Here is a 13,957-nt window from a genome sequence, read left to right as displayed (position 1 = left end):
TAAACTATTCTTTAACCTAACAATTTAACGGCATCTTTGGCAAAGTAACTAGCTATAATATTGGCACCCGCTCTTTTAATTGCGGTCAATTGTTCCATCAATACGGCATCATGATCTAACCATCCTTTTTCTGCGGCTGCTTTTACCATAGCATATTCACCTGAAACTTGGTATACGGCAACGGGAACATCAACCTCATTTTTAATTTCACGAACAATATCCAAATAGCACAATCCTGGTTTTACCATCACGATATCCGCACCTTCATCAATATCCAACTGCGTTTCTCGAATAGCTTCAAACCGATTCGCATAATCCATTTGATAGGTCTTTTTATCCTTAGGTACATTTTTGATATCTACAGGGGCGGAATCCAAGGCATCCCTAAACGGACCGTAAAAAGCACTGGCGTATTTAGCGCTGTAAGCCATAATACCGGTATTTAAGTAACCTTCGTCTTCCAATGCTTCACGAATGCTGAGAATACGACCGTCCATCATATCACTAGGGGCAACAAAATCTGCACCTGCCTTGGCATGGGATACGCTCATTTCGGTCAAGACCTCAATACTTTCGTCGTTCAATATTTCGCCATCGGCTACAATACCATCATGACCGTAAGAGGAGTAGGGATCCAGGGCAACATCTGTCATCACCAACATTTCAGGACATGCATTTTTTACGGTTTTGATCGCCAATTGCATTAATCCGTTTTCATTTAAGGCCTCAGAACCTTTGTTATCCTTTAAGTTATCTGGAACTTTAACAAATAATAGCACCGAATGTAAACCCATTTTCCAAAGCTCTTTCACTTCTTTGGTCAAATTATCTAAACTAAGTCGGTAATAATTGGGCATAGAAGGTATTTCTTCCTTAATTCCCTTACCTTCCACTACAAATAACGGTACTAAAAAATCGTTTGGTGAAATAATGGTTTCACGAACCAAACTGCGTATAGCTTCTGAACTTCTTAATCTTCTGGGGCGTATAAGTGGGTACATAATTCTATTTTTTGTTTCCTTTATTTTTTAGATTCTTGACTTTTTTTAATGATGCTCTTTAACCGTTCTTTTCTTAGTGCAGCTTCCTTCTTCAATTTGTTCTTCTTTCTATCCATGAGCTTGGCATGCTTTGCTTTGTTCAACGTGTTTTTGGCCTTGCCTTTTTTTGCCATATTCGAATATTTAAATTCAATCGCTTTAAAGCCTTAGTTGTTATGCCATAAAACGTGCATCTCTTGAAGTTTTACAAAAATAGGGGAATTTGAAGAATAGCTACAGTGGTTATTACTTATTTTTATGGGCTTAGCCGATAATTGATTCTTGATGCAAAAATTCAGAGAACTATTAAAGTTCAAATATACATGGCGTAGCTATCAACAAAAATTTTTGGATGGTTTTCAAAGCCATATTAAAGACGAGCATTTACATGTTGTTGCACCACCGGGATCGGGTAAAACCATACTTGGCTTAGAAATTCTAATTCGTATAGGTAAACCAACTTTGGTTTTGGCGCCTACATTGACCATACGTAACCAATGGCGTTCTCGGTTATTAGATTTTTTTGCGGTTCATGAAGATTTTGATCAGTATTCCTTAGACCTAAAAAAACCTAGCTTAATTACTTTTTCAACTTATCAGTCGTTATTTGCCTTAACCAAGTCTTTTGATGAAAATGAGAAACAACAGCTGTTAGATTTTATCAAATCCCATGGCATTAAAACCTTGGTTTTAGATGAGGCGCATCACCTTAAAAATGAATGGTGGCAATGCCTTTATCATTTAAAGCAAATAGAAGGTCTAACGGTGGTCTCGTTGACCGCAACTCCGCCTTACGATAGTTCTACAACTGAAATCAATCGTTATTTTAGTTTATGCGGTCCTATTGATGATGAAATTGCAGTACCTGATCTTATTAAGAACGGAGACCTTTGTCCGCATCAAGATTTTGTGTATTTCTCCAAGCCTGAGGAGGCACAGATCAAATACATTGTAAACTACCGTGAGCAGATTTTAAATTTTACCAATCAACTACTTACAAATAAGGAGTTACAAGAAGCATTGATCACTCAGGACTTCTATGTACACCCAAAGGAATCTTTGGAATATATCTATCAAAACCCTACTTTTTTCAGTTCGGTTATTATTTATCTGAATGCTTGTGGTTATGCCGTAAATGAGCAGAACTTAAAAATTCTTGGTTTTTCTAACAACGATGTAAACTTTCCCAGTTTTACCTATGAATGGTCAGAAGCATTGTTACAGCATTTATTGGTGGATCAGCGGGAAGCATTTAGTGCTCTTGAAGCAATTTTATTGCCTTTGGAAAAGGAACTAAAGCGTATAGGGGTTCTCGAAAATAAGCGGGTAAATTTTGTTGGTGATGAGGTTTTGTATAGAAACTTATCCAATAGCCCTAGCAAGCTTGAAAGTATTTATCAAATTGTAAAAAGTACCAATGCCAATTTGGGCGATACTACTAGAACGGTCATTTTGGCTGATTTTATCCGAAAGGAGTTTTTAAATTTTGAAGGAAGCGATACTAAAGCTTTAAACAAGCTTGGGGTAGTGCCTATTTTCAAATACATTTTGGCCAAGCAAAGTAATCATACACAACTTGGTGTGTTAACAGGGTCATTGGTGCTATTGCATGAAACTGTTTTGCCAAATTTAAAAGCGCTTTTAGCTATTGAAAAGCTGCAGGTGCAGGTTGTTGAGGGTGCTGAAGGGTATCTTTTTATACAAGTGCCCGATACTCTTAAACATAAAATAGCAGAGTCTATTACGCAGTTATTTCAAGATGGAGCAATAAAAACCTTGATCGGTACAAAAGCTTTTCTAGGCGAAGGATGGGATGCTCCTTGTATTAATACCTTGATCTTGGCGTCTTATGTAGGTTCTTTTGTTTCTTCCAATCAAATGCGAGGTCGCGCCATTCGTGTAGATGCAAATAATCCTGATAAAACAGGTACTATATGGCATTTGGCCTGTTTGGACCCAACTGCTACCGATGGTGGTAAAGACATGGAAAAACTGCAGCAACGTTTTGAAGCCTTTACAGGGGTGTCGCTTCGTGATGAAATTTATATTTCTAACGGAATAGACCGATTGGTATTGCCTCCGAAATGGAATGAAACTACCCATTTAGCAACGATTAACGCAGAAATGCTAGAAACGGCACAACAGAAATCTGACTTTGCATATAGATGGAATCACGCCATTGAAAAAGGCTCCATTTTGGTGCGCGAACTTAAGATACCATCTGCCGGTGATCAGCCTTTTGCCAAAACAAAAAAATTACATGCCTTAAATGCAGGTAAGTATGTGATGCTAGAAGTAGTTTTAGGGGTGTCTATGTTTGTTCCTGAATTTTTAATTAAAAATATGGGTGCCGTTTTGGGCAAAGGCATTTTGCAGGTTTTTTATATATTCTGCGCAGCCCTTCTTCTTGGTTTTGGACCCAAAACATTTAAAGCATTAAAGCTTTACTTTCTATTTGGCAATCAATACAAGAAAACAAAGAAGATAGCAAAAGCGGTGTTGGGGTATTTGCTAGATGATAAGACTCCGTACTTTGAATCTAAAAAGGCTACCATACATGCCGAACAGGATTTAAAAGGAACTTTTTCTATCTATTTAAAAGATGCTAGCCAACATGATAGTAATGTATTTATCTCTCTTTTAGAAGAGATTATAGCGCCCGTTGACAATCCACGTTATCTATTGGTAAACAGTAATTGGTTTAAGCGAAAGTTGAACATTAGAAATTACTACGTAGTTCCAAAGGAAGTAGCTAAAAACAAAACCGAAGCTTTGATTTTTCAAAAACATTGGAACGCACATGTAGATGGCTCTAAAATACTTTTTACGAGAACCTTAAAAGGTAGAAAAGTGCTGTTAAAGGCTAGATTTGCCCATCTAAAATATCAATTTGAGGAGGTATCTAAAAAGACCATTACCTGGAAATAACATTAAAGGTGTGCAGATACGTGAAGTGGTTAACTTACTTTCTAAAACTTAATGAGTTCTAAAAATTGTCATTTGGTAGGTTCAGGTTTGAGGTTTATTTAAGTAGTGGTTCAATAGGTTGTTATATTTTATTTTTTCTAATGAATTTCTATAATGTTTTATTAAAAAGGTTAACGCTCTTAGTTATAATATTTATTTTTAGATTGATGAAAAAGTTACTATTCTTATGCGGTTGTCTTTTTCTGTTTACTATAAACAGCACCGCCCAAAAAAAATCAAATAAAAATTCTGAATCAACAACTACAGCCGAACCTAAAGCTAAAAAAGGAATTAAGCCGTATACCAAGGTAATTACTAAAGATGCTGTCGCCGATGAAGGTGTATTTAAAGTATTTAGGGTAAAAGACGATTATTTTTACGAAATACCTTTCACCCAACTAGGTCAGGATATGTTGTGGGTTAGCCGTATTGCACAATTACAAAATGGTGTTGGTGGCGGTTATGTAAATGCTGGTAGCAAAACTAATGAGCAAGTGGTTCATTGGATACGTTTCAGGGATAAAATTTTACTAAAATCCAAATCGTTCATAAATGTAGCGGATAGTACTAAGGCAATTAGCAGTTCGGTGAAAGTAAATAATTATGAACCAACCATTTATGCTTTTGACATAGAGGCCTTTTCTCCAGATTCTACAGCTGCTGTGGTTAATGTTACTAAGTTTTTTAATTCTGATATTCCTGCTATTAGTGGTCTTTCTGCCAAATTGAGAAAAGAGTATAAAGTAAAAAAATTAGATGGGTCTAGAAGTTTTATACATAGTGTAAATAGTTTTCCGGAAAATATAGAAGTAAAGCAAGATTTTACCTATGAAGCTGCTGAACCACCTAGCTTAGAGCAAGCACAGGCTATTAGTTTACAAATGAATCAATCTATGATTTTGCTACCTAAAAAGCCAATGAAGCCTAGAATTTATGATCCAAGAGTAGGCTTTTTTACCATTTCACAGTATGATTATGGGAGTGAAGCACTTAAAGCAGATCAGAAAACCTTTATCAGAAGGTGGCGTATGGAGCCTAAAGATATTCAAGCCTATGAGCGAGGGGAAATAGTAGAACCGGTAAAACCAATAGTGTATTATTTAGATCCAGGTACTCCAGAGAATTTACAAAAGTACATAATACAAGGTGTAGAAGAATGGCAAAAGCCATTTGAGGCAGCAGGTTTTAAGAATGCGATAATAGCTAAACAGGCTCCTACAAAAGAAGAAGATCCTGATTTTAGTCCAGAGGATGTTCGTTACAATATGGTACGTTATGTGGCCAGTACAACTAGAAATGCCGTTGGACCAAGTGTATCTGACCCGCGTAGCGGTGAAATTGTTTCCAGTGATATTATTTGGTACCATAATCATTTACGAAGCTATAGAAATCGCTATTTATTGGAAACGGGAGCCGCAAACCCTTCTGCAAGAACTTTAAATACTGATCCAGAGGAGATAGGAGAGATGATGCGTATGGTAATTGCTCATGAAATTGGTCATGCCTTAGGTTTTCCACATAATATGGCAGCGAGCTTTTCTTATCCAGTAGACTCCTTAAGAAATGGAGCATTTACCCAAAAATATGGAATTGCATCAAGTATTATGGATTATGCCAGATACAATTATATAGCTCAACCAGGTGATGAGAATATTCGTTTTATCAGACAAATTGGACCATATGATTATTATTCAGTCAATTGGGGGTATCACTGGTTTTCAGAAGATAAGGATGAAAGGGATGTACTTAATTCTTGGGTTATTGAAAAGGCGAACGACCCCAAATATAAATTTGGGAGACAAAGCAGCCGTTTTGACCCTCAATCACAAACAGAAGCTATTGGCGACGATCCACTTAAGGCTAGTACATATGGTATAAATAATTTAAAGTATGTGATGACTAACCTTCCAAACTGGACATCGGATATTACCAATGATTATCAAGATTTGGAAGAATTGTACGGAGAGTTATTGGGAGTGTTCAATAGGTATGTAGGTCATGTGACTACTACAGTTGGTGGGGTGTTTGAAAATTTAAAAACTCCTGAACAGGGAGGTGTCGTTTATAGCCACTATGATGCTAGCAAACAAAAGGAAGCGGTAAAATGGTTAAATGTTAATTTGTTCCAAACTCCAAAATGGCTCTTAGAAAAAGATATATTAAAAAATATAGATCATTCAGGATATTCCGAAAAAATAAGAAAGGTACAGGTAAGACAATTAAATTCACTTTTGTCTTTTGAACGTATAGGAAGATTAATAGATGCTGAAAGTTTTGGAGAGCAAAAATATTATAGTGCTTTAGAAATGTTAACGGATATTAGGGCTGGTATTTGGAAAGAATCTTATAGAGATAAAAGTGTTGATTTGTTTAGAAGAAACTTGCAACGTTCTTATATAGATAGAATGGAGTTTTTAATGAAAGAGGAAATAAAACGCGGGAATGTAAGAACAGGTTTTGAAGGTGCCCTTTCTTACGATGTTAATACATCTGATGTAAGAGCTTTGGCAAGAGGTGAATTAACAGCCGTTAGAACAAAGTTAAGGTCCGCTAAAAATAATACTATAGATAAAGTAACGAAATACCATTACGAAGATATAATAGCTCGTATTGATGCATTATTTAAAGAAATTTGATTTAATGGAAATTAAGTTGCGGCCTGTTTTAAATTTAAAGCAGGCTTTTTTTAGTTCAATTATTAGGTTGTAATCTCACCTACCAAATAACAAACCCCGTTACCCGATATTTTTACGCGGTCTCCATGATATTCACATTGTAAATCGCCACCACGCTCAGACAATTGTTTGGCAGTTAATTTTTTCTTGTTCAATTTCTCTGACCAATATGGGGTTAAGGTGGTATGTGCAGATCCGGTAACAGGATCTTCTGGAATACCACATTGCGGAGCAAAAAAGCGTGATACAAAATCTACATCGTTACCCTTTGCAGTAATAATGACACCTCTACAATCCAACTCGTTCAACAAATGAAAATTTGGTTGCATGGCTTCTATTTCCTCCTGGGTTTCATAAATAATCATGTAATCGGTTTTGCCTTTAAAAATTTCCAAAGGTTTTTTTCCTATTGCTTCCGTGATATTTGGTTGTTCTGTAACAGAAGTTATAACGTCAGTAGGGAAGTCCATTGTTAACAAACCCGAGTCGTCTTTTTGCACCAATAATTCCCCACTTCTTGGGGAAATAAACCGTAGGGTATTTTCTTTGAAAGCATAGTAGTTGTAGAGTACAAAGGCTGTTGCCAACGTGGCATGACCACAAAGATCAACTTCAACTTCTGGTGTAAACCAGCGTAACTCATAATGATCATCTTTGGCAACGGCAAAAGCAGTTTCGGCTAAATTATTTTCAGCGGCTATCTTTTGCATGGTATCATTTGCTAACCATTTTTCAAGAATACAAACTGCTGCAGGATTGCCACCATATAATGTGGTAGTAAACGCATCGATCTGATAAATTTTTTGCTTCATGGGATAAAGATTATCATTCTATACCAAATTTACGACTTATCTCATCGGCTTTAGCGATCCATTTTTTAGGGGCATCAAATCTATACCCTACATAAAACTCTAAAAAACTGATGGAATCGTCCAAAATAAAATTCTCATCGGAAGTATGACTCAATAATTGCGTATTGATATTTACACCGCCGAAGAAGGATTCGGAATTATATCCGCCCGTCATTCTGAAAACTAATTGTGCCAAGCCGTTAAAAGATTTCTCACCGTCCGTACTTGAATAATTGAAACCTAAACCACCGGTTGCACCAGCCGAAAGCAGGTAATTTTCGTCAAATATCCAGTTGTAATAGTACCCCGGACCAATAGCCATTTTGAACGATTTTTCCAGTTGATTCTCTATCAGCGGATCTTCCAATTTAAATTTGGTATAGTAATACGTTATGCTGGGAATAAAGCTACCGACGCTTTGTTTTTGCCATTCGTTCTGAAAACCGATGGCTCTAAATGAAAAATCCGGATTAAATATGTAGCTAGAACTTCCGCCTATTTTTAAGGTCTTTAAGTCATCTATGGGCAAGGTAATATCTTGCGTGCGTATAAAGAACCCCTTTTGCTTGTAATAATCTATGGTCTGCATGTACTGCCCAAAGAATGTTCTAATATTAAAGGTGATTAATTTGGAGTCTCCGTTATCCTTATTTTCCGAGAGGAAATTGGGGGCATAACCCAAATCAACTTCTAAAAACCGAAATAAAATGGACAAGCCCAAATAGCTCTTGTCATTGGGTATAAACTCCGTTTTGTTACGTGTTATCTTATCTCTAAGCGTAAAACTATTGGAAGTTGTCTGTAACGCTAGTCGAAGTGTAATTTTATCAGGGAAGTCTTCCTTGTAATGAGAGTTTTGAGCGGTACACCAGCTAATTGAGCAACATATACCCAAAAAAAGCAGTACCCTTAAACCCATGCTTTTGGTGCTTTTAAAACATGTAGTAAACGTTCTTCTTCACTGCCTTTTTCGGGTTGGTGATCATAACGCCATTGTACATGCGGTGGCAAGCTCATTAAGATACTTTCTATTCTTCCGTTCGTCTTTAGTCCGAATAAAGTTCCTTTGTCATGGACTAGATTAAATTCTACATATCTTCCTCTTCTAATCTCTTGCCAATCTCTTTGTTTCTTGGTGTAGTCAAGGTCTTTACGTTTTATAACGATTGGTACATAACATGATAGGAAACTGTTGCCAACTTCCGTAACAAAGTCATACCACTGTTGCATATTCATCTCAGGAGTAGCTTTGCAATAGTCAAAAAATAAACCGCCTAGTCCACGTGCCTCATTTCTATGGGTGTTCCAAAAATACTCATCGCACCTTTTTTTATAGGTATCATAAAATGTTGGCTGATGTTTGTCGCATGCTGTTTTGCATACTTGGTGAAAATGAACGGCATCTTCATCAAAAAGATAATACGGAGTCAGATCCTGACCACCACCAAACCATTGATCTACAATTTCACCTTGCTCATCATACAATTCAAAATAACGCCAATTGGCATGAACGGTAGGCACCATAGGATTTTTTGGGTGCAAGACCAAGCTTAATCCACATGCAAAGAAATTACCTTCCTTCACTTTAAAATATGCCTTCATGCTATCGGGCAATTCGCCATGAACACCAGAAATATTTACCCCTCCTTTTTCAAACACTGCCCCATTTTCTATAACACGGGTTCTACCACCACCACCTTCCGGTCGTTTCCAGATATCTTCTTGAAAAGTAGCTTTACCGTCTACTTCTTCTAATTTGGCGGTTATCGTATCTTGAAGTTGTTGTATGTATGCGTAAAATTTATCTTTCATTTTCTAAAACGTAAAGTTCCATATCTAACGGTTCTTCGTTAGGTGGGGTAAAGGATTTTTTTAAGGTTTCTTTCCAAAGATAACCACATTTTTCTGCGACCCTAATGCTACCAATATTCGTTTTGTGTACAAGAATCCGTAACGTATTCATATTCGGTACTTGTAATGCCCATTTAGAAATGGTTTCTACCGCAATAGTGGTGTATCCTTTATTGGCTTGGTTATAATCTATACAATAGGCTAATTCTGCTTCATTTTTAGCAAGATCAATAGCTTTTACATACACCAGCCCTATTATTTTACGGTTTTGAGGCTCTTTTAGGGTGAATAGATATTCCTCGTGTTTAATAAACTCTCTGACTTTCTTTTCAACAAAGAGATTGGACAGGGTCGGATTTAAATTTGACGCAAGTGTACTAGGGAAAAATCTGCTTAAGTGATTTTCGTTTGCACAGCAAAAATCACATAATCGCCACCCGTCTCGCTCAGATATAGGATTGATTTCGAAATCTGGTAGTTGAAAAGAATTCATGATGCTACTGTAATTTCGGCTATATGTTACAAATGATTGGAATTAAGCCGGCTTATATTCTTTTACGGCGTCAATAAAGGCTTTCGCGTTTTCTACTGGAACATTGGGTAAAATACCGTGCCCTAAATTAACCACATAGCTGTCCTTGCCAAACTCGTTAATCATTTGGTGAACCATTTTCTTGATTTCTGCCGGTGGAGAAAGCAATCTGGCAGGATCAAAATTTCCTTGAAGGGTAATTTTGCCACCACTTAAATAACGTGCGTTTCTTGCCGAGCAGGTCCAGTCCACACCCAATGCAGATGCACCTGATTTTGCCATATCGCCCAAAGCGAACCAACATCCCTTACCAAAAACAATGACCGGAGCCTCGTCTTTTAAAGCATCTATAATCTGCTGAATGTACTGCCAAGAAAATTCTTGATAATCCGTTGGTGATAACATGCCACCCCAAGAATCAAATACCTGTACTGCATTTACACCAGCAGCTACTTTAGCCTTTAAATAGGCAATGGTGGTATCGGTAATTTTTTGAAGCAATTCATGAGCAACCACGGGCTGTGTAAAACACAATTCTTTAGCCTTGTCGAACGTTTTGCTTCCTTGACCTTGTACGCAATAGCATAAAATAGTCCAAGGGGAACCTGCAAAACCGATCAAGGGAACTTCATCGTTCAGCTTTTCTTTGGTTGCTTTTATAGCTTCCATTACATACCCTAAGGTTTCATGAACATCTGGAACAATAACGCTATCCAAATCTTTCTGATTACGAATAGGATTTGGCAAATACGGACCAAAATTCGGTTTCATCTCCACATGAATGTTCATGGCCTGTGGTATCACTAAAATGTCACTAAAAAGAATAGCGGCATCCATGCCATATCTACGAATAGGTTGTACCGTAATTTCAGATGCCAATTCAGGAGTCTGACATCTTGTGAAGAAATCATATTTTTCCTTGATTGCCATAAACTCAGGTAAATATCTACCCGCTTGGCGCATCATCCACACTGGTGGTCTTTCTACAGTCTCACCTTTTAATGCTTTTAAAAATAGGTCGTTTTTTAAGCTCATAGTTTATGTTGTTCGTCATTGCGAGGAGCCTTTTTGCTCCGAAGCAATCTGTTTGTTGGTGTTCCTAAGAAACAGATTGCTTCGCTATGCTCGCAAAGACGTTAATTTTTAATTTTTTAGCCAACAGCCATTGGCTAATCTTCATAATCCGCATTCACCAATTCAATAACACTTTCTACCGTTGGTATTTTGGCAACTTTTACTTCTGTGAAATGTTCCCTGGCCGCTTTTGCAGTGGTTTCGCCTATGCAATACGCAATTTTATCTGCTGAATTTTCTTTTAAATAACTTTCAACGTTAGACGGACTAAAGAACATGATGCCTTTTACGGATTCTGATATGGACTTACCGGATAATTTTGTTCTATATGCTTCAATGGCATTGACCGTAATATTGTTTTCCTCTAAAATAACAGGCAATTCTTCCAAGCTAAGATTTCCGTGAAAATAGGTTACTTCTGTACCATCAATAAATTCCACTAAGTGATTGGCCAGGTCTTTCGCATTGTTTTCGTAATGCGTTATTTTGCCAAACTTATTTTTTATAAATCGTCTTGTTTTTCTACCTACACAATAGATATTCTCAAAATTTAATTCGGACACATCTCTACTTGCCAATACTGCTTCAACGGCATTTTTGCTGGTGAAGACTACATTCTTATGCTCCTTTTTGAGAACAATCGGAGAAATACGATTAAAATTGATTTTTATGAAATCATCTGAATCCGCATGTACAGAAATATTAAGGCTAAGTTGCTGTTGAGGTGTAAGTTTCTTTGTAGAAAAAATGTTTACCTCGGTTCCGGCACTTGCCAATTCTGTCATTAAACGTCTACCACCACGTGCTAAAATCGTCTTGGCACAATCTATACCTAAATTTTGGTGTTTGCCTAGTGGTGCAGTTAGCTCTGTTTCTAATTTTTTACTTCCATCAACATTTAACAATACGCCTTTTAGCGTTACAATATTTTCTTTGTTGATATAGGATAGTGCCCCTATAGGTGCGCTACAACCACCTTCCAGTTCCCTAAGAAATTGTCTTTCCAAGGTAACACAGGTATCGGTTTCCTCATGGTTCAGTTGTGCACATGCTTCACGAACTTCTTCATTGTCCTCCATGGCTACTACCATAATAGCTCCTTGGGCAGGTGCGGGCAACATCCAGGTAAGACCAATGGTATTCTCCGGTTCTAAACCAATACGTTCCAAGCCTGCAGCGGCAAAAATGGCACCGTTCCATTTATTATTGTACAACTTTTCCAAACGGCTGTTTACATTGCCCCTTAAATCTACAACAGTGTGTGTTGGGTATCTGTTGAGCCATTGTGCCTGTCTACGTAAACTACCGGTAGCGATAACGGCATCGCGTGCTCCCAAAAACTCTTCATTGTCCTTAAATGCCATGATATCCATGTAATTGCCACGTTTTAAAACGGCGGCCTTTACAATCCCTTGCGGCAGGGCAGTGGGTACGTCTTTCATGGAGTGTACGGCAATATCAATATCACCATTGATCATGGCAACATCCAATGTTTTGGTGAACACCCCGGTGATACCTAATTCATACAAAGGCTTATCTAAAATTAAATCTCCCGTAGATTTTACAGGGACTAATTTTACGGTATGACCTAATGCTTGTAGTTGGTCTTTTACGGTATTTGCCTGCCATAGCGCTAACTCGCTATCGCGTGTGCCTAATCGTATTACTTTACTCATTTCTCGTCCAATTCTAATTGAAAAACTTTTTGGATAAATTCTAAACTTGAATTGGAATCTACCGAGTCATCTTTAAGATGATTTGCAAATTGTTTGGTTATTTTTTGAATGATGCGATTGGTAACCACATCTGCCTGGTGCGAATTGAAATCTACCGTTTTTTTAGATTGATAGTCAAGCTCCTCATCTTTAATGGTCTTCAATTTCTTTTTTAAAGCTTTAATAACAGGAGCAAATTTTCTGGTTTCTAACCACTGGTTGAAATCATGCTTTACTTCTTCATTTATAGCTTCTGCATCTGGAATGTATTGTTTTCTGCGTTCCAAGGTTTCATCTGTCATTTGAGATAAATGATCTAAATGGATTACGGTTACGTTTTCCATATTGGAAACGGAAGCATCAACATTTTTAGGAACGGACAAATCTAATATCAATAAAGGTTTATTGGTATAGATCAATTCTTTGGTAATCGTTGGTTTTTGTGCACCTGTGGCAACCACCAGAATATCCGATTTTCTTATTTCAGATTGTAAATCGCCATAATCTTTTACCATAAGGTTGAACTTCCCTGCAATTTGTTCAGCTTTACCTTTGGTTCTATTGATAAGGGTGATATGTGAATTTTTGGTGTGCTTTATTAAATTCTCGCACGTATTGCGGCCAATCTTACCAGTACCAAATAATAAGATGTTCTTATCCGATACATTTTCAACGTTTCGCATAATGTATTGTACGGACGCGAAGGCTACCGATGTGGCTCCGGAAGAAATCTCAGTTTCGTTTTTAATACGTTTACTGGCTTGTATGATGCTATTGCAAAGACGCTCAATGAACGGATTGGCAATACCAAATTCTTTAGATCGCTTAAAACTTTGCTTTAGTTGGCTAATGATTTCAAAATCCCCAAGTATCTGACTGTCCAAACCTGTACCTACACGAAACAAGTGATTGATCGCTTCTTTATTTTTATACACATAAGCTACTTCTTGGAAAGCTTCAACGGTACCATTAGAATGATCACATAAAAGTTTGATCAATTGAAAAGGGTGTTGGGCAAAACCGTGTAACTCGGTTCGGTTGCACGTAGAGGTGGCCAATAAACCATCTATTCCCTGCTTTTTAGCTTCGGTAAGTAATTTACCAATGGCAATTTCGTCTAAACTAAATTTACCACGGGCCTCGGCATCGGCCTTTTTATAGTTAAGGCCAATGGTGTAAAAGGAGTTGTGTTTAGAAATGTGATAGTCCTTCATAAAGCGGGTACAAAAATATGGTCATCAATTCAATAAAA

11 protein-coding genes are annotated in these 13,957 nt (G+C 37.3%); 2 read left to right on the top strand and 9 right to left on the bottom strand.

Annotation, left to right across the window (positions count from 1 at the left end):
• Window positions 1-11: 11 nt before the first annotated feature.
• Both hemB and I600_RS19325 read right to left on the bottom strand, forming a co-directional pair.
• Window positions 12-1,001 (bottom strand): porphobilinogen synthase, encoded by a 990-nt coding sequence (hemB, locus tag I600_RS10225; RefSeq protein WP_058104444.1) that lies wholly within the window; start codon window positions 999-1,001, stop codon window positions 12-14.
• Window positions 1,002-1,021: 20 nt separating this feature from the next.
• Complete coding sequence (locus I600_RS19325; protein WP_167342549.1) at window positions 1,022-1,174, bottom strand: hypothetical protein; 153 nt, start codon at window positions 1,172-1,174, stop codon at window positions 1,022-1,024.
• A 151-nt stretch (window positions 1,175-1,325) separates the two neighbouring features.
• On the opposite strand from I600_RS19325, the gene I600_RS10220 reads away from it, so the two are divergent.
• Together I600_RS10220 and I600_RS10215 are read left to right on the top strand one after the other, a co-directional pair.
• Entirely contained in the window at window positions 1,326-3,968 is a 2,643-nt protein-coding gene (locus I600_RS10220; protein ID WP_058104443.1) for a DEAD/DEAH box helicase family protein, read from the top strand.
• A gap of 206 nt (window positions 3,969-4,174) precedes the next feature.
• Window positions 4,175-6,643 (top strand): zinc-dependent metalloprotease, encoded by a 2,469-nt coding sequence (locus I600_RS10215; protein ID WP_058104442.1) that lies wholly within the window; start codon window positions 4,175-4,177, stop codon window positions 6,641-6,643.
• A gap of 62 nt (window positions 6,644-6,705) precedes the next feature.
• On the opposite strand, the gene I600_RS10210 is transcribed toward I600_RS10215, so the two are convergent.
• From I600_RS10210 to hemA, 7 genes are all read right to left on the bottom strand, one after another.
• A complete protein-coding gene (locus I600_RS10210) occupies window positions 6,706-7,494 on the bottom strand; it encodes a PhzF family phenazine biosynthesis protein (protein ID WP_058104441.1) in 789 nt (262 codons plus the stop codon).
• Between the two features lie 13 nt (window positions 7,495-7,507).
• A complete protein-coding gene (locus I600_RS10205; protein WP_058104440.1) occupies window positions 7,508-8,452 on the bottom strand; it encodes a DUF4421 family protein in 945 nt (314 codons plus the stop codon).
• Window positions 8,443-9,345, bottom strand: a complete 903-nt coding sequence (gene hemF / locus I600_RS10200) for an oxygen-dependent coproporphyrinogen oxidase (protein WP_058104439.1) — start codon at window positions 9,343-9,345, stop codon at window positions 8,443-8,445. The genes I600_RS10205 and hemF overlap by 10 nt, the downstream gene beginning before the upstream one ends.
• Window positions 9,335-9,877, bottom strand: coding sequence for a GNAT family N-acetyltransferase (locus tag I600_RS10195; RefSeq protein ID WP_058104438.1), 543 nt, complete (start codon window positions 9,875-9,877; stop codon window positions 9,335-9,337). The genes hemF and I600_RS10195 overlap by 11 nt, the downstream gene beginning before the upstream one ends.
• Before the next feature lie 42 nt (window positions 9,878-9,919).
• Window positions 9,920-10,951 (bottom strand): uroporphyrinogen decarboxylase, encoded by a 1,032-nt coding sequence (hemE, locus tag I600_RS10190; protein ID WP_058104437.1) that lies wholly within the window; start codon window positions 10,949-10,951, stop codon window positions 9,920-9,922.
• A gap of 134 nt (window positions 10,952-11,085) precedes the next feature.
• A complete protein-coding gene (gene hemC / locus I600_RS10185) occupies window positions 11,086-12,666 on the bottom strand; it encodes a hydroxymethylbilane synthase (protein ID WP_058104436.1) in 1,581 nt (526 codons plus the stop codon).
• Window positions 12,663-13,919, bottom strand: coding sequence for a glutamyl-tRNA reductase (gene hemA / locus I600_RS10180; RefSeq protein ID WP_058104435.1), 1,257 nt, complete (start codon window positions 13,917-13,919; stop codon window positions 12,663-12,665). Before hemA ends, hemC begins: the two co-directional genes overlap by 4 nt.
• Window positions 13,920-13,957 lie beyond the last annotated feature (38 nt).

Origin of the sequence: Maribacter dokdonensis DSW-8 (assembly GCF_001447995.1) — a bacterium.
Lineage (GTDB): Bacteria > Bacteroidota > Bacteroidia > Flavobacteriales > Flavobacteriaceae > Maribacter > Maribacter dokdonensis.
The sequence above is the reverse complement of the archived record's forward strand: the minus strand, read 5'-3'. Positions and strand labels throughout refer to the sequence as shown.